At 74.4% G+C, this 21,480-nt stretch carries 18 protein-coding genes; 9 read left to right on the forward strand and 9 right to left on the reverse strand.

The window, feature by feature from the left end; all coding sequences use genetic code 11:
- Window positions 1–76: 76 nt before the first annotated feature.
- Window positions 77–532 carry a Fur family transcriptional regulator gene (locus ACVUH9_RS13100; RefSeq protein ID WP_475757582.1) on the reverse strand — a complete coding sequence of 152 codons (456 nt, stop codon included), beginning with the start codon at window positions 530–532 and terminating at the stop codon, window positions 77–79.
- Window positions 533–704: 172 nt separating this feature from the next.
- On the opposite strand from ACVUH9_RS13100, the gene ACVUH9_RS13105 reads away from it, so the two are divergent.
- Window positions 705–2,432: a hypothetical protein gene (locus ACVUH9_RS13105; protein WP_475757584.1), complete on the forward strand. Its 1,728-nt coding sequence runs from the start codon at window positions 705–707 to the stop codon at window positions 2,430–2,432.
- 15 nt (window positions 2,433–2,447) lie between these two features.
- On the opposite strand, the gene ACVUH9_RS13110 is transcribed toward ACVUH9_RS13105, so the two are convergent.
- Both ACVUH9_RS13110 and ACVUH9_RS13115 read right to left on the reverse strand, forming a co-directional pair.
- Window positions 2,448–3,587 carry an ArsA family ATPase gene (locus ACVUH9_RS13110; protein ID WP_475757586.1) on the reverse strand — a complete coding sequence of 380 codons (1,140 nt, stop codon included), beginning with the start codon at window positions 3,585–3,587 and terminating at the stop codon, window positions 2,448–2,450.
- Window positions 3,584–4,684, reverse strand: a complete 1,101-nt coding sequence (locus ACVUH9_RS13115; protein WP_475757588.1) for an ArsA-related P-loop ATPase — start codon at window positions 4,682–4,684, stop codon at window positions 3,584–3,586. The genes ACVUH9_RS13110 and ACVUH9_RS13115 overlap by 4 nt, the downstream gene beginning before the upstream one ends.
- 73 nt (window positions 4,685–4,757) lie before the next feature.
- Here ACVUH9_RS13115 and ACVUH9_RS13120 point away from each other — a divergent pair, with 73 nt between their 5' ends.
- The 5 genes from ACVUH9_RS13120 (at window position 4,758) to ACVUH9_RS13140 (ending at window position 10,170) form a co-directional block, all read left to right on the forward strand.
- Window positions 4,758–5,186 carry a RidA family protein gene (locus ACVUH9_RS13120; protein ID WP_475757590.1) on the forward strand — a complete coding sequence of 143 codons (429 nt, stop codon included), beginning with the start codon at window positions 4,758–4,760 and terminating at the stop codon, window positions 5,184–5,186.
- Window positions 5,187–5,343: 157 nt separating this feature from the next.
- Window positions 5,344–6,102, forward strand: coding sequence for a ParA family protein (locus tag ACVUH9_RS13125; RefSeq protein WP_475757592.1), 759 nt, complete (start codon window positions 5,344–5,346; stop codon window positions 6,100–6,102).
- Window positions 6,099–7,511: a cell division protein FtsZ gene (gene ftsZ / locus ACVUH9_RS13130; RefSeq protein ID WP_475757594.1), complete on the forward strand. Its 1,413-nt coding sequence runs from the start codon at window positions 6,099–6,101 to the stop codon at window positions 7,509–7,511. The genes ACVUH9_RS13125 and ftsZ overlap by 4 nt, the downstream gene beginning before the upstream one ends.
- Window positions 7,512–7,554: 43 nt before the next feature.
- On the forward strand, window positions 7,555–9,093 hold the full coding sequence (locus tag ACVUH9_RS13135) for a gamma-glutamyltransferase (RefSeq protein WP_475757596.1): 1,539 nt from the start codon (window positions 7,555–7,557) through the stop codon (window positions 9,091–9,093).
- A gap of 108 nt (window positions 9,094–9,201) precedes the next feature.
- The gene (locus ACVUH9_RS13140) at window positions 9,202–10,170 is read left to right on the forward strand and encodes a DMT family transporter (protein WP_475757598.1); all 969 of its coding nucleotides are present in this window, start codon (window positions 9,202–9,204) and stop codon (window positions 10,168–10,170) included.
- Between the two features lie 21 nt (window positions 10,171–10,191).
- Here ACVUH9_RS13140 and ACVUH9_RS13145 read toward each other — a convergent pair whose 3' ends face one another.
- Window positions 10,192–10,815 (reverse strand): LON peptidase substrate-binding domain-containing protein, encoded by a 624-nt coding sequence (locus tag ACVUH9_RS13145; protein ID WP_475757600.1) that lies wholly within the window; start codon window positions 10,813–10,815, stop codon window positions 10,192–10,194.
- Between the two features lie 127 nt (window positions 10,816–10,942).
- On the opposite strand from ACVUH9_RS13145, the gene ACVUH9_RS13150 reads away from it, so the two are divergent.
- Complete coding sequence (locus ACVUH9_RS13150) at window positions 10,943–12,352, forward strand: cryptochrome/photolyase family protein (RefSeq protein ID WP_475757602.1); 1,410 nt, start codon at window positions 10,943–10,945, stop codon at window positions 12,350–12,352.
- Here ACVUH9_RS13150 and ACVUH9_RS13155 read toward each other — a convergent pair.
- The 3 genes from ACVUH9_RS13155 to ACVUH9_RS13165 are packed head-to-tail and all read right to left on the reverse strand — an operon-like array spanning window position 12,328 to window position 15,805.
- On the reverse strand, window positions 12,328–13,608 hold the full coding sequence (locus ACVUH9_RS13155) for a glycosyltransferase family 4 protein (protein ID WP_475757604.1): 1,281 nt from the start codon (window positions 13,606–13,608) through the stop codon (window positions 12,328–12,330). The two genes, ACVUH9_RS13150 and ACVUH9_RS13155, sit on opposite strands and share 25 nt — an antisense overlap.
- Window positions 13,605–14,996 (reverse strand): 1,4-alpha-glucan branching protein domain-containing protein, encoded by a 1,392-nt coding sequence (locus ACVUH9_RS13160; protein ID WP_475757606.1) that lies wholly within the window; start codon window positions 14,994–14,996, stop codon window positions 13,605–13,607. Before ACVUH9_RS13160 ends, ACVUH9_RS13155 begins: the two co-directional genes overlap by 4 nt.
- Window positions 14,993–15,805: a class I SAM-dependent methyltransferase gene (locus tag ACVUH9_RS13165; RefSeq protein WP_475757608.1), complete on the reverse strand. Its 813-nt coding sequence runs from the start codon at window positions 15,803–15,805 to the stop codon at window positions 14,993–14,995. Before ACVUH9_RS13165 ends, ACVUH9_RS13160 begins: the two co-directional genes overlap by 4 nt.
- 41 nt (window positions 15,806–15,846) lie before the next feature.
- Between ACVUH9_RS13165 and ACVUH9_RS13170 the strand changes: the two genes are divergently transcribed.
- Entirely contained in the window at window positions 15,847–16,788 is a 942-nt protein-coding gene (locus ACVUH9_RS13170) for a class I SAM-dependent methyltransferase (protein WP_475757609.1), read from the forward strand.
- A 102-nt stretch (window positions 16,789–16,890) separates the two neighbouring features.
- On the opposite strand, the gene ACVUH9_RS13175 is transcribed toward ACVUH9_RS13170, so the two are convergent.
- Together ACVUH9_RS13175 and ACVUH9_RS13180 are read right to left on the reverse strand one after the other, a co-directional pair.
- The gene (locus tag ACVUH9_RS13175) at window positions 16,891–17,610 is read right to left on the reverse strand and encodes an acyltransferase (protein WP_475757611.1); all 720 of its coding nucleotides are present in this window, start codon (window positions 17,608–17,610) and stop codon (window positions 16,891–16,893) included.
- 183 nt (window positions 17,611–17,793) lie between these two features.
- Entirely contained in the window at window positions 17,794–19,173 is a 1,380-nt protein-coding gene (locus tag ACVUH9_RS13180; protein WP_475757613.1) for a hypothetical protein, read from the reverse strand.
- A gap of 180 nt (window positions 19,174–19,353) precedes the next feature.
- Between ACVUH9_RS13180 and ACVUH9_RS13185 the strand changes: the two genes are divergently transcribed.
- The gene (locus ACVUH9_RS13185) at window positions 19,354–21,249 is read left to right on the forward strand and encodes an alkaline phosphatase (RefSeq protein WP_475757615.1); all 1,896 of its coding nucleotides are present in this window, start codon (window positions 19,354–19,356) and stop codon (window positions 21,247–21,249) included.
- The last annotated feature ends 231 nt before the right edge of the window (window positions 21,250–21,480 follow it).

The following is a 21,480-nucleotide window of genomic DNA, read 5'->3' on the forward strand; positions in this document are numbered from 1 at the left end:
TTCGCCCCGCGGATGCAGGGACCTGCCGCGGTGGCGGGGGCTCAGCCTGGTTCCGCCGAGAACCGTCGAGCCGGGCTCAAGCCTCGCTGGCGCGGCAGGCCGGGCAGCGGCCGTGGAGGACGACGTCGTGACCGGTGATCTCGAAGCCCGTGCCCTCGCTGAGCTGGTGGATCGCGGTCTCGAGCGCGTCGTCGGTGAACGGCACGACGGCCCCGCACTGCTGGCAGACGAGGTGGTGGTGATGGTGGTCCGGGGCCAGCCGCTCGTAGCGGGCGATCCCCTGGCCGACCTCGATCCGCTGGACGAGGTGGAGCTGCTCGAGCTCGTCGAGCACGCGGTAGATGCTGGCGCGGCCGACCGCGCGGTCGCTCGCGCGCAGCTCGTCCTCGATCTCCAGCACGGTCCGGGCGCAGCGCTGCTGGTCGAGCAGGTCGAGCAACGTGGTGCGGGCCCCGCCTCGGCGGTACCCGGCGTCCGTCAGTCGCTCGTCCGCGCGACGCCGCCAGGGCGTGGTCTGCTCGGTCGGGGTCATCCTCTCCATCGTAGCCTCCGCGCTCGTTGCACGACCGCATTCACCGCCGAGGACCGCCCACGGACCCGGCGAAGGCGTACGTATGCGTCACCCCCAGCTTCACGCAGCCCTGCGTTCGGCCGGCTTCGCCGCCGCCCGGGATCTCGCTGCACGGGTCGAAGCGGGCGACGAGGTGCCGTTCGAATTGCTCGAGCACGCCCGCCGTTCGCGGTCCCGTGGTGGGCCGACGCTCTACTCGTACCGGCCGATGGTCGGGCTCTACGTCGAGCGGCACGCGGCCGAGCTGGCGATGCTGCCGGCGGTCGCGGAGGCCGTCCACACGATGGTCGCGGCCTGGGGCGTCGAGGCCTACCTCGAGGCCCGCGGGGTCGCGCGGCCGCCGGCCGACCCGCACGACCGCGCGGCGCTCGCCGTCCGCCAGTTCCTCGAACGGCTGTTCGAGGACGCGCCCGAGTTCGTGATCCGCGAGGAGCACTTCGACCGCGCCTTCGCGGAGCTCGACGCGGTCCTCACCGCCGACGCGACCGAGACGGTCGTGGCGATCCCGCTGGTCGGCGTCGAGCCGGCGATGGCGACGGTCGCGATCACCCGCGGCGTCGCCCTGCAGCGCCCCGAAGCGCTGCGGGGCGAGGTGCCCGACGCGGCGCTGGCCGGACCCGACGGCACGCTCGCCGACGCGGTCGCGACCCTCCGTTGGGCGGCACGACCGGGCTCGGCGGAGACCCCGCGGCGCGCGCGGGAGGCCGCCCGGCGGCTGGTCACCGCGCTGCGGCTGCACTTCCCGGGGGCGGCTCCCTCGGCCGGGCCGCTGGTCTGGCTGCGGACCGCCGGCGGACCGTGGCGGGCGATGGCGCTCGGCGGGACCTTCGGTGCGCGCGGCCTGGCGTCGCTCGACGTCGAGGACGTGCCCGACCTGCGGAGCTTCGTCGACCTCGTCGCGCGGCGGCTGCCGGAGCGGGGCGAGGTCGCCTGGGCGCTGCGCCGCTGGACCCTGGCGCTGGATCGCGACCGGCCGGAGGAGTCGCTCAGCGACCTGCTGCTGGCCGGGCGCGCGCTGCTGGAGCCGGAGGGACCGCGCAGCGGCCGCCTCGCCGGGCGGCTGGCGGCGCTCTGCGCGACCGGCGACGAGCGCACGCGGCTGGCGCGGCGGCTGGCCCGGCTGGCGCTCCAGGAGCAGGAGGTCGTCTCCGGCAGCCGGCGGCTCGACCGCGACCTCCCCGAACGGATCGACGAGCTGGCCGAGTGCCTGCGGGCGGTGCTCCGGGACAGCGTCTGCGGGCACCTGCGCGGCGACCTGGTCGAGATCGCCGAGCAGATCCTCGACGGCGTGATCGACACCGCCGACGAGCTGGAGCGGGACTGGGACCGTGAGCGGGCGGTCCGGGAGCATCCGGCGGCGGTCGCCTGGCCGGCCGAGCAGGTCGGCGGCCCCGAACGGCACGATCCCGTCGAGTACGAGGAGGAGCCGACGTTCGAGGAGGACGAGCCGGAGCCGATGCCCCGCCGCGCCGACGGGCACCAGGTCCGGATCCCGCGCGACGGGGTGGCCGCGCTCGACGGCGCGGCGGCCCGCCACGACCTCGAGACCGACACCGCCCGGGAGCCGCGGACGGGCGCCGTCCCGCCGCGCGGGAGCGGGGCGACGCGGGACGATCGCGGCGAGCGGACCTCCCCGCGGGAGGGCACGCTGCCCCCGCCGATCCGCGATCCGACCGAGCCAGCCCCGCTGCCGCCGGCGCTGGTCCCGTTCGATCCGACCGGCGAGATCGACATCGCCCGGCTCTCGTCGGTCGACCGTCGCGAGCTCTGGCTCGACGTGACCTGGGACGAGCCGCAGCTGCAGGACACCAACGACGACGACGATTCGACCGGTCCCTGGCCGGTCGCCGGGGCCGGCTGAGCGCGACGTCGCCGGTCAGCCCCCGACGGAGCCGCCGCCGACCAGTGCGTCGCGGACCGCTCCGAGCGCGGCCAGGTCGAAGACCTCGCCGTCGAGGGTCGCGATCACCGTCGGATCGGGGTCGCCGACGGCAGCGGCGAGCTCGTCGACGATCGCCCGGTCGCGGGCCGCGCCCTCGCGGTGCTCGTCCCAGGTCCGGGCGACCTTGCCGGCCAGCCGCTCGCCGAGCACCTCGCGCAGCTCGGCGGCGACAGCCGGGCCGCTGCGGAGCTCGTCGCCGGGCACGACGACGGTGGCCCGGTTGACGATCAGGCCGGTGAAGGGCATCTCGACCTGCCGCAGGTGACGACGGAAGAAGACCGCCTCGGCGGCGGCGACCGGGGCGGGGGAGGTGACGACCACGAACCGCGTCCCGGGGTCGCGGAGGATCCCGCGGACGGCGGTCGCACGGTGCGCGAAGCCGTCGGTCAGCGGACCGAGCACCTCGAAGAAGGCCGAGAGGTCGCGGAGGACGTCGACGCCGGTCAGGCGCTGCAGCGCCCCGAGCGCGATCCCGGTCCCGCGGCGCGCGATCCGGGCGGCGATCCCGGTCTTCCCCTGGCCGAGCAGCGCGCGCACCGCGCGACCTTCGAGGAAGCCCGCGATCCGGTCGGGGGCGTCGAGGAAGTCGAGGGCGTTGCGGGACGGCGGGGTGTCGAGCACGACCACGTCGAACCGCGGGTCGGCGACGAGATCGTGCAGGCGGGCGACGGCGGTGAACTCGTGGCTGCCGCCGGCCGCGGTCGAGATCTGGCGGTAGAGCGGGTTCTCGAGCACCTGCTGGCAGGACTCGGGGTCGGGGCTCAGCTCGGCGACGAGCGTGTCGAACGTCCGCTTGGGGTCGAGCATCATCGCCCACAGCTCGCCGGAGGCGGGGACGTCGAGGGCGGCCAGGCGGTCGGCGGGGATCGGCTCCGGATCGTTGCCGAGCGCGGCGAGGCCCAGCGCGTCGGCGAGCCGCCGGGCGGGGTCGATCGTGACGACGGCGACCCGCCGTCCGCGCTGGGCGAGCGCGACCCCGATCGCCGCCGCGGTCGTCGTCTTGCCGACGCCGCCGGGGCCGGCGCAGACCACCACGCGCGCGTCCGCCAGCCGGTCGAGCAGCGGCGAGCTCACGGCCGGTCCTCCTGCGGGGCAGCCGCGGGCGGGTCGGGCCCGGGAGGGCCCTCGGCGGAGACGGCCGGGGTCGCGTGGCGGGCGTCGGGGGACGACGGTGTCGCGGCGGAGCCCGCGGGGTGGGCGGCCAGCCGCTCGAGTCCCACGTCGAGCCGGTCGGCGAGCGCGGCGACGTCGAACGGGCCGATCGCGCGGACCGCGGCCGACGGAAGGCTGATCACCGGCGCCCGGAGCCCACGGCGGAGGCGGGCGAGCTGGCGCTGCTGGTCGTGGGCGCGGTGGGCATGGGTGCGGGCGGCGACGACCGCCGGGTGCGATGAGCGGCTCGCGTCGAGGGCCGCTCGCTCGGCGGCGTCGAAGCGGTCGGCGAGCACCCCGTTGGCGACGCCGAGCACGACGGGCAGGCCGAGCTCCGCCAGCGTCTCCTGCAGCTCCAGGGCCTCGCTGACCGGCAGCTCCTCGGCCGTGGAGACCGAGACCACCGCGGTCAGGGCGGGGTCCTGGATCGTGGCGGCGATCGTCCGGCCCTGGCGCGCGACCGGCCCGACCCGCGCGGTCGCCGCGAACTGGGCGGGGGCGCCGAGGATCGTGGTCGCGTGGCCGCTGGCGGGCGCGTCCATCACGCAGAGGTCGTAGGGCTGGGCGTCCGGCGTCCGGCGGGTCGGCTGGGCGAGCTCCCAGACCTTGCCCATCGCCAGCAGCTCCCGCATTCCCGGGGTCGCCGCGGTCAGGCCGGTGAAGACCCGGCTGGAGTGGAGCATGTCGGCGAGCGGCCCGAGCGGCAGCTGGTCGCGCAGGTACTCGCGGAGCGCGGCCTCGGGGGAGACGGAGACGTGGACGAGGCTGCCGTCCCAGGGGCCGTCGATCAGGCGCTCGTCGAACCGCCCGTCGTCGGTGATGGGGGCGTCGGTCGGCAGCCCGGACGGGGCCGGATCGAGGGTCGCGAGGACATCGCCGCGGCGCCCGACCTCGGCGACCACGACCCGCTTGCCCCGCCGCGCCGCGACCACGGCGAGCGCGGCGGCGACCGTCGACTTGCCGACGCCGCCCTTGCCGGTCACGACGACCAGTCGCCGTTCGAGGAGGTCGCCGGGCACCCGCTGATCCTAAGGGAGCGCGACCGGCGGCCGGAGCGGGGCCCGGATGGCGCGTTTTGTACGCTCGCTGTCAATGTCCGAGATTCCTCAGGCAACCATTGCCCCGATCGAGCTGATCCGCGTCGAAGAGCTGTCGGACGTGGCGGAGTACGCCTACGCGGCGATCCCTCCGGTCGGAGCGCGGCTGATCCACCTCGCCGGTGCCTGCCCGCTCGAGCTCGACGGCACCACGGCCCACGTCGGCGACTACGCGGGGCAGGCCCGCAAGACGATGGAGAACCTGACGATCGCGCTGGCAGCCAGCGGTGCGACGCTGACCGACGTGGTCCGGACGCGTGTCCTGGTCGCGTCCAGCCGGCAGGCGGATCTGGTCGAGGCCTGGGAGGTCGTGCGCGACGCGTTCGGCGACCACGATCCGCCGAGCACGCTCTTCGGCGTGACGGTGCTCGGCTACGACGACCAGCTGGTCGAGGTCGAGGCCACCGCGATCGCTCGCTCCTGACGGGCGGGCGCCCCGCGGGGTCACGTTCCGCGGGGTCACGTTCGAGACCACGTACGGTCGCAGGCCGCGGGAAGGAACGCCCGAACCGGCGGCGAAGCATCAGCGCAGGCCAGTGGGAGAACGTCCCCGCGGCCGGACCAACGGAACCGTGTCGCTCATGCGCAGCCACCCCACCGTCATCGTCATGGCCAACCAGAAGGGTGGCGTGGCGAAGACCACCACCACCCTCAACCTGGCGGTCGCGCTCGCCGAGTGCGGCAACCGGGTGCTGGCCGTCGACCTCGACCCACAGGGCAACCTGACGATGTCGCAGGGGCTCGACCCCGATCAGGTCGAACCCTCGATGTACCACGTGCTCGTGCAGGGCCGACCGATCGCCGAGGTCACCCACAAGGCCGAGATCGACGTCGCGGCCGCCTCGATCGACCTCGCCTCCGCCGAGGTCGCGATGGCCGCGATGATCGGCCGCGAACGGGCGCTCGAACGGGCGCTGCGGGCGGTCGCCGACGACTACGACTACGTCTGCATCGACACGCCGCCCAGCCTCGGGCTGCTGACGATCAACGCGCTCTGCGCGGCCGACAAGGTGATCGTCCCCGTCCAGGCCGAGTACCTCTCCTTGCGCGGGCTCGCCCAGCTCCGCCAGACCGTCGACATGGTCCGCGAGCAGCTCAACCCCGATCTGGTGATCGAGGGGATCCTGCCGACCCTGCTCGACACCCGCACCGTGCACGCGAAGGAGGCGCTGGAGATGCTCGAGGAGCACTTCGGCGACGACATGTTCGTCACGCGCGTGCGCAAGACCATCCGCTTCGCCGAGGCCCCCGTCAAGGGGATGTCGGTTCTTCGGTACGACCCTGACAGTACGGCCGCTCAGGCCTACCGCGACCTTGCTCAAGAGGTGCTTCGTTCATGACCCCTAGCCACAACCGCTCCAGCCTTCGCGAAGGCCCGCTGGCCGACCTCTTCCGGCGCACCGACGAGGCCGCTCCGGAGTCGGCGGCGGCGTCCGCCTCGCAGCAGGCGCACGACACCCGCTACCCGGCGCGGGTCGGCCTCGATGCCGACCCCGAGCAGATCCTCGGCCTCGCCGACGTCGAGCCGCGCCGTGAGGAGATCGCCCCGACGATCGATCACGTCGCGCAGACTGCCGCGACCGTCGAGGCATGGGGCGAGCGGCGTCAGGCGCCGTCGATGGGCTACGGCCCCGTCATCCGCGTCGTCGGCGTCGGCGGCGGTGGCACCAACGCCGTCAACCGGATGGTCGAGGCCGGCATCACCGGGGTCGAGTTCCTCGCGATCAACACCGACGCGCAGTCGTTGCAGGACTCGAACGCCGACATCACGATCCACATCGGCCAGGGCAGCACCCGCGGCCTCGGCGCCGGGGCCAACCCGGGCGTCGGGCGGACCGCCGCGATGGAGGAGTACGACGAGATCAAGGCCGCGCTGCGGGGCAGCGACATGGTCTTCATCGCGGCCGGCGAGGGCGGCGGCACCGGCACCGGCGCGGCCCCGGTCGTGGCCCGCGTGGCCCGTGAGCTCGGCTCGCTGACCGTCGGCATCGTCACCAAGCCGTTCGCCTTCGAGGGCAAGCGGCGTGCCGAGTCGGCCGACACCGGGATCCGCGAGCTGGCGGAGGAGGTCGACACGCTGATCGTCGTCCCCAACAACCGGCTGCTGTCGGTGCTCGAGCGCAACACCTCGATGATCGACGCCTTCCGCGTCGCCGACGACGTGCTCCGCCAGGGCGTCCAGGGGATCTCCGAGCTCGTCACGGTGCCGGGCCTGATCAACCTCGACTTCGCGGACGTCCGCACGATCATGCAGGACCGCGGCGCGGCCCTGCTCGGGATCGGCCACGGGACCGGCGAGTCGCGGGCGATCCAGGCCGCCGAGCGCGCCGTCTCGAGCCCGCTGCTGGAGACGTCGATGGACGGCGCCAAGGCGATCCTGCTGTCGATCGTCGGCGGCGCGGACCTCTCGCTGTGGGAGATCAACGAGGCCGCCGAGGCGATCGGCGCCGCGGCCCACCCCGACGCCAACATCATCTTCGGCGCGCAGGTCGACGAGAAGATGGGCGACGAGATCTGGGTCACGGTCGTGGCCACCGGCTACGAGAACCAGCCGCACCTGAACACCGACACCCAGCAGGCCGCGCGCTCCACGCAGCGCCCGGTCCGCGTCCCCGACGCCGAGCCGCGGGTGGCTCGTCGCGAGCCCGAGCCGCGCTACGCCCGCCGCGAGGCGGCCCCGGTCGCGACGACGGCCGCCGGTCGCGGTGGCGGCTGGACCGTGCCGGAGTACGCCCCCCGCGTGCGCTAGCGGACACGACGGCCGGCCGCGGGACCGAGCAGCGCTCTCCCGTATGCCGGCCGCTCGCGGGATCGTCGCCGCCGGCCATCCGCGAACCGCGGAGGTCGGCGCCGACGTGCTCCGCGCCGGTGGCAGCGCCGCCGACGCGGCGGTCGCGGCCGCCTTCGCCTCGTGGGTCTGCGAGCCGCTGCTGACCGGCCCTGCGGCCGGCGCCCACCTGCTCGCGGTCCCGGTCGACGGGCCGCCGCTGGCGATCGACGCCTTCTGCGCCGCCCCGGGCATCGGCGCCGCGGACGCGGACGTCAGCGATCCGCTCGCCCGGCTGGAAGCGGTCGAGGTCGACTTCGGCGACGCCCACCAGACCTTCCACGCCGGGGGCGCCGCGGTTGCCGCCTTCGGGATGATCGACGGCCTCGTGCGGCTCCACGCTCGCTGGGGCCGGCTGCCACTGGCGGATCTCGCCGCGCCGGCCGCGGCGCTCGCGCGGGGCGGCGTCGCGCTCAACCGGCAGCAGGGCTACGTCGCCGGGCTGCTCGAGGGGATCCTGCGACTGACCCCGGAGTCGCAGGCGCTCTGGACCGTGGGGGACCGGCTGCTGGCGGTCGGCGACGTCTTCCGGAGCCCCGAGCTGGGCGACACGATCGAACGGCTCGGCCGCGAGGGAGCCGCCCCGCTGCGGGACGGCGACCTTGCCGCCGCCTGCGTCGACCACTGCGGTCGCCACGGCGGCCTCCTGACCGCGGACGATCTGGCGAGCTACCGGGCGGTCGAGCGAGGCCCGATCCGGGTCGGGTACCGCGATCGGACGGTCCTGACCGCGCCGCCGCCGTCGGCGGGCGGGGTCCTGCTGGCGATCGCGCTCGGCCGATTGGGGCGCCGCGGTCGCCCGGCCGGGTCGCTCCCGCCCGACGCCGGGGAGCTCGTCGCGGCGATGGTCACGGCCGACGAGGAGCGGACGCCGGCGTTCGAGGACGGGCTCTTCGTCGAGGGCTTCGGCGACGAGCTGCTGCGGCTGCGGCTGGGGTCGACGACCCACCTGTCGGTGATCGACGCCGACGGCCTCGGCTGCGCGATCACCGGGACCAACGGCGAGGGCTCCGGGGTCCTCGTCCCGGGCACCGGGATCCACCTCAACAACGTGATGGGGGAGGAGGACCTGAATCCCCGGCTGCGGCCGGGGGGATCGGGGCTGCCGCCGATTCCTCCCGGCCGCCGGATGCCGTCGATGATGGCCCCGAGCGCGGTGCTCGCCGCGACCGGCGCGACCGAGGCGATCCTCGGCTCCGCCGGCTCCAACCGGATCCGCTCGGCGCTGCTGCAGGTGATCGTGGGCCTGGTCGATCACGGCCGGGGCCCGGTCGCCGCGGTCGAGGCGCCACGGGTCCACATCGAGGACGGCACGGTCTACGCCGAGCCGGGCGTCGACCTGGCGACCGTCCACCGAGGCGCTCCCGGACCGCGCCCGGTGGTCAGCTTCCGGGCGCCGAACCTGTTCTTCGGCGGGGTCCAGGTCGCCTGCCGCGACCCCCGCAGCGGGGCGCTGTCGGCCGCGGCCGATCCCCGCCGCGGCGGGGCCGTGGCCGTCGCCTGAGCCGCTCCGGGCCGCGTCCGTCACGGTCGACGGCCGGGGACGGCCTGGGCCGCCGGACGCAGCGATGGCCTGCGCCGGGGCCCCGGCGACCTCTGCGATCCTGGACCGGTGACCCGCCGTCAATCCCTGCTGCTGCTCGGGCTCGCCGCGACCTGGGGCGGCAGCTACGCCCTGATCAAGGTCCTGCTCGACCACGGGCTCGCCTGGCAGTGGGTCGCGTCGTTCCGGCTCGTGATCGGCGCGGCGGTCGTCGTCGCCTTCGCCGTCCGCCGGTTCGGCTGGCGGCCGATCGGGGAGCGGCCCGGGACGACGCTGCTGATCGGGGCGGCCACGGCCGGGCTCTCGCTGCCGATGATCGCGCTCGGCCAGCGCTGGGTCGCGTCGGGGCTGGCCGGGGTCCTGGTCGCCGCGTCACCACTCTTCACCGCGCTCTTCGCCCGCCTGCTGATCCCCGAGACCCGGCTCGGCCGGCCCGGCCTGATCGGGCTGCTGGTCGGCTTCGGCGGGGTCCTGCTGCTGTTCGGCGCCGACCTCACCGGCAGCTCCGACCTCCTCCTCGGCGGCCTGGCGATCCTGATGGCGCCGGTCGGCTACGGGCTCGGTGCGACCCTCAGCCGGCTGTGGGCCACGGAGCGGCCGCCGCTCGCCCAGAGCGCGGCGAACCTCAGCTGGGCGGCCGTGGTGGCGACGCTGCTGGCGCTCGTCGTGACCGCCGCGGGCGGCGAGGGGCCCGCGCTCCACGGCGTCGGCGCGTTCGCCGCGCTGGCCGTGCTCGGGGCGGTCGGGACCGGGCTCGGGTTCGTGATCTTCTTCCTCCTGATCGCCGAGGTCGGGCCGTCGCGAGCGGCGCTCGTGGCCTACGTCGCGCCGGTCTTCGCCCTGTTCTACGGCGCGTTGTTCTTCAGCGAGGCGGTCACGATCGCGGCGGTCGTCGGGGTCGTGCTGGTGGTGCTCGGGACGGTGATCGCGGGGCGTTCGAGTGGCGGCGCCAAACCGTCGGCCGCGGTCGCCGGCGACGGTGCCGAGCTGGTCCCGCCGACGGCACCGGCGACCGCGACCGACGTCACGCGGGCTTGAGCGGCGCGGCTCCCCGGTCGCTCAGCCGAACCGCACGACGCCGTTGCTGGCGCCGCGGATCCGGGCCAGGTCGGCGAACTCGAGCCGTTTGAGCGCGGCGCGCAGCAGCGCCAGCAGCTGGCGCAACCGGGCGTTCTCCGAGCGCGACTCGAGCAGCTGCTGCTTCGCCTCCGAGGCGAACTCGACCGAGGCCGCGAGGTCGTAGGAGGTCACCGCGAGCAGGTCGGCGGGGGCGACCTCGTGCTCGGTCGCCTGGTTGGCCAGCGAGGCGTAGGCCTGGCGGACGGCGGCGGCCGCGTCCTGGTCGAGGATCTCGGGCTCGTCGTCGAGGAACTCGACCTCGGCCGAGGCGAACAGGTGCCGGTGGTGCTCCTCGACGACCCGGAACGGCCGGGTCCCGCGGGTGATCACGTCGAGGCGGCCGTCGTCGAACCGCTGGAGCACGTCGGTCACGCGGACGGCGCAACCGATCGAGCGGGGCCCGTCCTCGTCGACGAGCACGATGCCGAACTCGCGATCCTCGGCGATGCAGAGGGCGCCCAGCTCCTTGTAGCGCTCCTCGAAGAGGTGCAGCGGCACCTCTTCGCCCGGGAGCGCCACGATCCCCAGCGGGAAGAGCGGCAGGTCGGGGTCAGCGTCAACCATGCCCCTCCAGTGTACGCCCCGTGTATGCAGCTCCCGGCGTTACCCGGCACGGCCGGCCCGCTGGCGGGATCTGGCGTGCTGCCGCTTTCCGGCCGCCGCGTCGGGAGCGCGGCGTACGATGGACGCGGTGTCGATCGAGATCGTCTGGTTCCGCCGCGATCTGCGCGTTCGCGACCACCCGGCCCTGCACGCCGCGGTCGCCGGGGCGGACCAGGTGCTGCCGGTCTTCATCGTCGATCCGGCGATCGTCAGCGGTCCGGCCGCGTCCGGTCCGCGCGCGCACTTCCTCGCCGGCTGCCTGCGCGACCTCGACACCGGGCTCCGCGAGCGGGGCGGCCGGCTGGTCGTCCGCCACGGCGCTCCGGAGGACGTGCTGGTCGCGCTCGCGCAGGAGGCCGGAGCCGGACGGGTCCGCTGGACCAGCGACGCGAGCCCGCTCGCCCTCCGTCGCGACCGGCGCGTCGCCGAAGCGCTCGCCGCCGCCGGGATCGACGCCACCCCGGCTCCGGGCCAGTACGTCGCCGATCCGGCCCAGGCCCGCACCCAGCAGGGCGGGCGGTACACGGTCTTCGGCCCGTTCCGGCGGACCTGGGAGGTCCTCGACCGCCGGACCGTGCTCGATGCGCCGGTGGCGATCAGCGTGCCCCGGGTCGCCGGGGAGGGGCTGCCGACCGCGGCCGAGTTCGGCGGCGCGGGGCGCCCCGACGTGCCCGAGCCGTTCACGGAGCCGGGCGAGGCCGCCGGCCTGCGCGCGGCCCGGGCCTGGCTCGACGGGCCGATCGCGGGCTACGCCGACCACCACGACCGCCTGGCGGGCGGGACCAGCGGACTCTCCCCGCACCTGCGCTGGGGCACGATCTCCAGCCGCTGGCTCGAGGCGCGGGCGCGCAGGCTCCCGGGCGAGGGGCCGGCGGCGTTCGTCCGCCAGCTGGCCTGGCGCGACTTCTTCGCGCACGTCTACCTGTTCCGTCCGGAGAACCGCTACCGCGAGCACCAGGAGCGCTTCCGGACGCTGCAGTGGGACGACGATCCGGAGGCACTGGAGGCGTGGAAGGCGGGGCGGACCGGCTATCCGCTGGTCGACGCGGGGATGCGGCAGCTGGCCGCGACCGGCTGGATGCACAACCGCGCGCGGATGCTGGTCGGCTCGTTCCTGACCAAGGACCTGCACCTCGACTGGCGGCACGGCGAGCGGCACTTCTGGTCGCTGCTGCTCGACGGCGAACCAACCCAGAACGACGGCAACTGGCAGTGGATCGCCTCGGTCGGGGTCGACCCGAAGCCCTACTTCCAGCGGCTCTTCAACCCGACCCGCCAGCAGGCCCGGTTCGACCCTGACGGCGAGTACGTCCGGCGCTGGGTGCCGGAGCTGGCCGACGTCCCGGCGAAGCTGCTGGCCGAGCCGTGGCGGATGACCGCCGACCAGCAGCGGGCGGCGGGCTGCGTGATCGGCGACGACTACCCGCCGCCGATCGTCGACCACGCCGCCGAGCGCGAGCGGGCGGCGGCCCGCTACCGCGAGGCGGGCGAGGGCTGAGTCGCGGGCGCCGACGGCTCCACGCGCTCGGCGGGCTCGGCCGGCTCGGTCCCGATCGGCCGCAGCAGCTCGTCGTAGACCGCGGCCGTCTCGCGCGCGATCTCGGACCAGTCGAACCGCAGCACGTGCTCCGAGGACTGGGTGATCAGGTTCTGCCGCAGCGCCTCGTCGGTCAGCAGCCGCTCCATCAGCCCGGCGAGCGCCTGCGGGTCGCTGGAGGGGAACCGCATGCCGACGAACTCGTCGGGCACGACCTCGCGCAGCCCACCCGAGTCGGCGACGATGCAGGGGCAGCCGGAGGCCATCGCCTCGAGCGCGACGAGCCCGAACGGCTCGTAGATCGACGGCACCACGCAGAGGTCGGAGATCCGGTAGAGCGAGTGCAGCAGGTCGTCGCCGATCCAGCCGAGGAACGTGCCGTGGTCGTCGAGCCCGAGCTCCGAGGCCTGGCGGTGCAGCTCCTGCTCGTGGGTGCCGGAGCCGGCGACCACGAAGCGGACCTTGCCGACCCGCGAGAGCACGCCGTCGGCGCCGCCCATCGCCTCCAGCGCGAACTGGAAGCCCTTCTCGTAGACCAGCCGGCCGACCAGCAGGACCAGCTGCTCGTCGGGAGCGGCGTAGCGGGCGCGCAGCTCGGCGAGGTCGCCGGAGGGCCGCAGGTCGCCGACGTCGACCCCGTTCGGGATCACCGTGATCTGCGATTCGTCGCGACGGTAGATGTCGGCGATGTGCCCGCGCATGTAGTGCGAGCAGGCGATCACGCGGTCGGCGCGGCGGACCATCCAGGTCTCGATCGCGTGGATGTGGCTCTGCGGGTGGTTGGCGACCCAGCCCTGGTGGCGGCCGAACTCGGTGGCGTGGACCGTGACCACCATCGGCAGCCCGGCGTGGCGGGCGAGCCGGTCGGCGGCGGAGGCGACGAGCCAGTCGTGTCCGTGGACGAGGTCGAAGTCGAGGCTGTCGACGAGTGCCAGGCCGCGGGCGACCATGTCCTCGTTCATGTGCGCGATCCAGGCGATGAACGCGCCGAGGTCGGCGGGCTTGGCCGGCTCGGGGACCCGGTGGACGGTGACCGACGCCGGCCCCGTGGGGCCACGGTGCCGGCCCGCGTCGTCGGCGCCGCCACGGGTCAGGACGTGGACGTCGTGGCCCTGCGCCGCCAGCTGCGTGGCGAGCTTGTGGACGTGGCGGGCGAGCCCGCCTTCGACGATCGGCGGGTACTCCCAGCTGAGGATCAGGACACGCATGCTGGTCATGTCGCCGCGGGGGTCCCGTCCAGGAAGGGCGCGAGGTGCCGCAGGGCGGGGGACGCAGACCCTAGCGCGCGGAGCTCCGCGACCAGAGACTCGGCGTGTGCGGACGCGCGCCGATCGGGATAGTCGCCGGCCGTCGCGCGTGTCCGGAGGAAGGCCCAGTCGCTCGACTGGACCGCCAGCAGCTCGCGCCAGGCGCGGGCGGTGGCGGACCCCCCGAGGGCGACGACGTCGAGCTCGAGCCGGCGCGCGCGCCAGGCGAGCCCGGCGACCTGCGCGCCGCTCCAGGTCCAGAGGTCGCGGGGGCTGCCCCACGAGCTGGTGGTCTGGGCCGTCTGCGGCAGCGGGGCCGGCTCGAAGCCGTCGGCGACACGGTCGGCGTGGACGATCTCCAGCCCTTGCTCGCGGGCCTCGTCGAGCACCGCCTCCAGCCACCAGATGCCCTCCAGCCACCAGTGGCCGAGGAACTCGGTGTCGAGCGCGATCGTGGCCAGGCCCCCGTCGGAGAGCCGCTCCAGCGTGGCGCGGACGAAGGTCGCGGCGTCGCGGCGGGCCTGCTCGCGGGCGCGCTCGGGCGACCACGGCTGGCCGTCGTTGGACCACGCCAGCAGGTCGAAGGTCGTGCGCCGGTGGGTGTCGCGGTAGGCCGCGCCGGCCGGCATCGCGCCGTCGGACCAGACCAGGTCCATCAGCCGCCGGTCGAGCGGCAGCAGGGTCGTGCCGCCGCGCGTCCGGTAGGGCTGCAGGTGCCGGCGGTCGCCGTGCCCGAAGCGGTCGGTCAGGTCGACGCAGGTGGTGCGGACCCGGCTCGCCGCGAGCGCGCCGTCGAGCGACGGCGAGTAGGCGCACTCCGGCATCCAGAAGCCCCCGTCCCAGCGGCCGGTGCGACGCCGGTGGCTGCCGGTGCCGCCGTCGATCTGGGCCCGCAGTCCCTCCTGGGTCGCGAGCAGCGGCAGCACGGCGTGGGTCGCCGAGGAGGTCCACGCGGCGTGCTCCAGCAGCCCGGCGACGAGATCGTCGCGGCCGTCGACCTGCTGACGGGCCGAGCGGTAGATCTCCCGCTGGACCCGCAGCGCGCCGGCCTCGACCCCGAAGCCGTGCTCCTCGAAGCCGGCGATGTCGCGGCCGAAGGTCTCCTCGCGCACGTCGTCGAGGAAGGTCCGCAGCCGCTCGCCCGTCCCGGGCGCGAGCAACTGGTCGGCGAGCACCGGCGTCAGCGACAGCGTCAGCGTGGCGGCGTCGACGCGGCGGTCGAGCAGCTCGAGCAGCGGCAGATAGCACGTCACCGTCGCCTCCCACAGCCACTCCTCCCCGAACGGCCAGGTGCCGAAGCCCTCGACGTACGGGAGGTGGCTGTGGAGGACGACCGCGAGCCGCGCGTCGGCGCTCACGGCCGGAGGACCGCCACGAAGTCGAGGGCCTTGTCGAGCTCGGCGCCGTCGGCGGCCGAGCGGAGCACGAAGTCGGAGGCGGCGATCGCGGGCGTGAACCAGGCGTAGAACGGCTTGGTCAGCCGCAGCGTCTTGTGGATCCGGTCCCAGCCGGCGTTCTCGATCGCCCACTGGTGGATCCGCAGCTTGCGCGCATGGAAGAGGCCGTAGATCTCGACGTGCGAGAAGTGGCGCTCCAGCAGCTCGCGGTACTCGTCGGCCCGGTACTCCTTGATGTGCCAGGGGTTCTCGGACTTCTCGGCGCCCTCGGGCGCGAGCGTCAGCAGGTTCGGGGTCGAGACGTAGGCCTCGCCGTCCGGGCCGACCAGGTCCTTGAACCGCTCGAGGATCGCGTCCGGGTCCTGGACGTGCTCGATGGTCTGGAGGAAGACGACGACGTCGGTCGGCTCGTCGAAGGTCTCGACCAGCGTCCGCTCGAACCGGATCCGCGGCCCGACGTAGCGCAGGCGCGCGTGCTCGTGCGCCTCCGGGTTGGCGTCGACGCCGACCGCCTCGCTCGCGCTGCCGGAGAGGATCTCGGTCCCGTAGCCCTCGCCGCAGGCCAGGTCGACCACCCGCGGGAGCTCGCCGCCGTTCGCCGCGGCCCGCTCGCGCAGCCGCGCGGCGATCCACTCGTAGACGACCAGGTGACGCCGGTACCAGTAGTTCTCCTCGGGCACGTCGGGCAGCGTCCGCTCACCCGTCAGCGCGAGCGGGGGGACGCCGGCTGGCTGGTTCTGTTGGACGTAGTGCGGCTGCGAACCAGTCATCGGGCGCCAATCTATAGCGGCGACGTAGACTTCGACGCCCCATGACGCCTTTTCCGACCACCGGTAGCGCCGCTGCCGAGCCCGAGACCGCCGAACGGATCCGGGACGTCAACACGCGCTACCACGACGGCGCCGCTGCGCATTACGACGCCAAGTGGGGCATCGACTGGGGCGAGATCGGCGCCGACCAGGTCCTCCAGAAGATCCACAAGCTGCTGGGCAAGCCGGCCCCGCACTTCGCGCGCTCGCTGGAGATCGGCGCCGGAACCGGCTACTTCACGCTCCACATGCTGAAGGCGGGGATGATCGACCACGCCACTGCGACCGACATCTCGCCCGGCATGATCGCCGCGCTCGAGGAGAACGCCGCGACGCTCGGCCTCGAGGTCGACACGGTCGTCGCCGACGCCGAGCAGCTGCCGTTCGCCGACGAGAGCTTCGATCTCGTCTGCGGCCACGCGATCCTCCACCACATCCCGGACCTGGAGCAGGCGTTCCGCGAGTTCCACCGGGTGCTGCGGCCCGGCGGCGTGATCCTGTTCGCGGGCGAGCCGTCGCGCAACGGCGACAAGCTGGCGACGATCCCCAAGCGCGCGGCCCACTACGCGGCGCCGGTCTGGCGCAAGGCGCTGGGCGCGCGGCCCGCGACCCACGGGCACGACGACGGGGGCGAGGAGAACCACGCGCTCGAGGGCCTGGTCGACGTCCACGCGTTCGTGCCGTCGGAGCTGCGGGCGCCGGTCGCCGCGGCCGGCTTCGATCCGATCAGCGTGCAGGGCGAGGAGCTGGCCGCCAACTGGTTCGGCTGGTTCAACCGCGCGATGGAGTCGACGGCCGAGAACGACGACATCCCGTGGGCCTGGCGCCGCTACGCCTTCCGCGGATACCTGCTCTTCCAGCAGCTCGACCGGCGGCTGCTCGAGGGCCGGCTGCCGGCGGGCGTCTTCTACAACCTGATGGTCACTGGCCGCAAGCCGGGCTGAGCGGGTCGACCGAGAGCGACGTCGTCGTGACGTCGCCCGTCACCCGGGGGCTTCGGACAGGCGGAACCATGATCCGCGTGTCAAGCGGCCGAAGCGATCCGCTCAGTCGGCCCAGCGCATCTGCTGCGGCGCGTCGCGCATCCGGATGACGCGGGCCGGGACCCCGCCCGCGACCGCGTTGGCGGGGATGTCGCGGGTGGCGACGGCGTAGGTGCCGATCACCGCGTTGTCGCCGACGGTCACGCCGCGCAGGACGCAGCCGCCGTAGCCGATCCAGACGTTGTGGCCGACGATCACCGGCCGGGTGTAGATCCCCTGGAGCCGGATCGGGGTGTCGACCCAGGCGACCGAGTGGTCGAAGTCGATGAACATCGAGCGGTCGGCGACGATGCACTCGCGCCCGATCGAGATCAGCTCGTAGGTCGAGAGCGTGCACTCCTGGCCGATCACGGTCTTGGCGCCGATCTCGATCCGGCCCTCGTGGCAGCGGACCTTGGTGCCGTCGCCGAGCCACGACCAGCGGCCGAGCCGGACGACCGCGTTCGGGCCGATCTCGAAGTGGACGCCCTTGCAGACGAAGGCCGGGCCGTCGAGCTGGAGCCGCTTCCCGTACTTCAGCTTGAGCCGCAGCAGCCGCAGGCCGAGGACGGCGTGCTGGCGGGTCAGCATGCCGTGGCGGCGGGCGTGGCGCAGCAGCGTCAGCAGGCCGCCGCGAGCCGGCGCCGGCGGCCGGCGAACGTCGGGAGCGGGGCCGAGGGTGTCGCTGAGGAGGGCGTCGTCGGCCGGAGCCGGCGACGGGGAGGGGCCAGGGTCGATCGCCACGTACCGAAGCCTAGATGAGTGATTCCTCGACGTCGTGGACGTGGGGTGCGCCCGATTTCGTAGCGCTCACGGGGCGGCCGGCGTGCGTGCACCGTTCTGGGTGCCTACGCCCCCATTTCGGTGCTCTCACCGTCGGAGCGGCGGCGAGAGCACGGTTCTGCCTCGGCCAGCCTGATCCGGGGACTAGGGCTGGAGGACCGGCAGCACCTGCTCGACGCCAGCCCACGGCAGTGGGCCGGTCGGCGGCGTGCTGCCGACGTCGCTCGAGAGCAGGCCGGCCGCCAGCAGCCAGACGCTGGCGACGACGGTCAGCGTCGCCAGCACCGCGCCGGTCCGGGGAACCCGCTGCCAGGCCCAGCCGACGGTCGCGGCGACCACGGGCAGCGCGACGGCCGCGCCCGGCCCCCCGAGCCAGTTGGTCGCCGGCCACGGCGAGAGGATCGCGTAGGGGATCGTCGCGACCGCGAAGACGAGCAGCAGCAGGAGCGCGATCACCTCGACGTGGACCTCGTCGGCGAACGCGCGGAACAGCCGTGCCCGCCGCCAGCTGACCAGCCGCCAGACCGCGACCCCGACCAACCCCAGCACGGGCGCCCACCGCAGCAGGCCGAGGTCGCGGTCGATCAGCAGCCCGAGCGGGGCGCCGAAGACGCGGGCGAGCACGTCGCCGACGCCGTCGAAGAAGGTCGGCAGCGACCAGCCGACCATCGGCGCCCACGGGGTCGGTCCGCCGTAGAGCCGGTCGTTGACGGTCAACAGGATGAAGGCCGAGAGCAGCAGCACCTCGAACGCGAGGTAGCCGGTCAGGCCGCGCCGTCGCCGTCGCATCCAGCGGGTCAGGGCGGCGGCGAGCAGCAGCGCGACCGGCGCGAGCGGCAGCCAGACCCACGGCAAGAGCCCGCAGAGCAGCGCGCACGAGAGCGCGGCCCAGGTCCGTGGGTGATCGCGGACCGCCAGCGCCGTGGCGACGGCCCCCGTCAGCAGCAGGGCGGCGGGGCCGGTCGGCCCGATCTCGGTCGCGCCGAGGATCGCCGGCGGGGAGAGCGCCACCACCAGCACGCCGCGCGTGGCCCAGGGCTCGGGGACCAGCCGCCGGGCGAGGCCGAGGGCGAGCACGAACGCCGCGGCCAGCATCCCGGCGCCCCACAGCTGGACGGCGAGGCGCCCGCCGATCCCGGTCTCGCGGCCGACCCAGTAGGCCGGGGCGAGGACCGCACCGAGCCCGATCCCGGTCGGCTCGAGGTAGCCGCCGGGGGCGACCGGCGGCGTCGGGCGGCCGTCGCGGTCGCCGCGGACGGTCACGTTCGGGGCGAGCGGACTGCTCGGGCTCACCCCGGTGATCCCGCCCCAGTCCCGCCACGGCTGTGCGAGGTACTCGTCGAGCAGGTCGATGTCGCCGTCGGTGACCAGCGAGTGCGTGACCAGCAGCCGGTGGGCCTCGGTCCGCGACAGCTCGTGGCCGGGGGAGGCGGGGATCGTCAGACCGGCCGCGTAGACGGCGAGCAGGGCGACCCAGACCAGCAGGAGGTGGAGCGGGCGGTGGCGGTCGGCGAACACGGGCATCGGCGGCGACGGACCGGGACGACGTCCACCCCGGCGTGGGCGCCACCGCACTGTAGGTGACCGGGCCCGGCCCGGCGTCGATCACGAACCGTTCACGTGGCGCTCACACGCGGGCAACTTCTCGCGCCCGCCCCGCTCGTACCGTCGCCCTCGCAGCCTTCCCCCTTGTCAGGAGCACCCATGCAACGACGTACCCTCGCCGTCGCGGTCGCCGGCCTCGTCGCCGTCGGCGGCAGCACCACCGCGGCCCTCGCCGTCACCGGCGGCGACGACCGCTCGGCCGCGCTGGCCAAGGGCATCGATCCCGCCACGCCGAAGAACGTGATCCTGCTGGTCGGCGACGGGATGGGCGAGTCGGAGGTCTCGATCGCCCGCGCCTACCAGGGCGTCGACAAGCCGCTGAACATGGACCGGCTGCCCTTCCGCGGCGTTGCGACCACCTACGACCTGACGCCGCTGGACAACGTCGCGACCCAGGGCAAGCAGAACTTCGCCCCGGACTCGGCCAGCACCGCGACCGCCTGGTCGACCGGCCACAAGACGATGATCAACCGGCTCGGCCAGGGCAACAGCGCCAACAAGTCGACCCCGGGCGCGAACGTCGAGACGACGATCGAAGCGGCCAAGAAGCTCGGCAAGTGGACCGGCAACGTGACCACCGCCGAGGTCACCGACGCGACCCCGGCCGGGCCGACCGCCCACATCAGCCAGCGCGGCTGCCAGGGTCCGGCCGACGCCCGCGGCGCCTGCGCCAGCGAGGCCAAGGTCCGCACCGACGGCACCGTCAACCCGGGTGCGCTCGGCTCGATCGCCGAGCAGCAGGTGGCGCTCCGGCCCGACCTGACGTTCGGTGCCGGGCGTGCGCGCTTCCAGCAGACCCTCACCGCGGCCGGCAGCAAGACGGTCGTGGACCTCGCCAACGAGCAGGGCTTCCGCTACATCACCACCAAGACCCAGCTCGACGCGATCGACGCGCTCGGCGACCAGCCGGGCAGCAAGCCGGTGCTCGGCCTCTTCCACGACAAGGAGGTCGACAACAACGCCGCCAACATGGTCACGGAGTGGAAGGGCGACGTCGCCAAGCCGGCCGCCGCCGACGGCAACCCCGCAGTCTGCGACACCACCCACCGCGCGACGACCGCCCCCGAGGAGCCCTCGCTGAGCGCGATGTCGGCGAAGGCGATCAGCCTGCTCGACAAGAGCAGCGGCAAGGACGGCTTCTTCCTCCAGGTCGAGGGCGCGTCGATCGACAAGCGCGACCACGCCGCCAACCCCTGCGAGCAGATCGGTGAGACGCTCGAGTTCGACAAGGCGATCGGCAACGCGCTCGACTACCAGGCGTCGCACCCCGACACGCTGGTGATCGTCACGGCCGACCACTCGCACACCAGCCAGATCGTCAACGCGACCTCGACCGCCTCGGCGACCAAGGGCGACGAGACCCCGACCGGCTACTACTCGACGCTCAAGACCCCCGCGGGAGACCTGCTGCGGATCGCCTATGGCACCGCCGGCGGGCGGATCGGGACGACGAACGACCCGGCCGTTCCTAGCCAGCAGCACACCGGCGCGGCCGTTCCGGTGATGGCGGTCGGCCCGCAGGCCGCGAACGTCACGGGCACGATCGACCAGACCGACCTGTTCCCGCTGCTGACGTTCCAGCGCAAGCCCTCGACGCTGCCGGCCGGTCCGACGACCACGGTCCCGGGCCCGACCACGACCGTCGCCGGGCCGACCACCACGGTCCCGGGCCCGACCAAGACCGTGCCCGCCGCGGTCAAGCTGAGCGTCGGCGTCGCCGCCCCGCGCAGCCTGAGCGTCGCCGTCGCCCGCAAGGGCGTCCCGGTCTCGCTGGTCGCGAGCAAGGCGTCGAGCGTCTCGGTCACGCTCAAGCGCGGCAGCAAGACCCTGTCCAAGCGGACGGTCAAGCTCGGCGCCAACAGCGCCAAGGCGACGACGGTCAAGGCCACGGGCCTCCCGAGCGGGAAGTCCACCAGCCTGAGCGTCTCGGTCAAGGCGACCGCGGGCAAGGAGAGCGCGTCGCGCTCGACCGCGGTCACCGCGACCAAGCGCTAGCCCGCACGAACGGCCGGGGGCGGCGAGGCCCCCGGCACCGGCGACGGCACGTCCCGCCCCGGCTCGCGTCCCGTCCACCGGGGCGGGAGCGGCCGTCGGACCCGGGCCCGCTCGGGCACGCCCGAGCGGCGCCACGTCGCCCTAGGTGTAAGGGCTAGGGAGGTTGTTCCGGTCTAGGTGCCGGGTCCCGGAGGGACCCGGCAGGCCGGAGGCCTGCCGTTCAACGAGGCA

Source organism: Patulibacter ginsengiterrae (assembly GCF_056269115.1).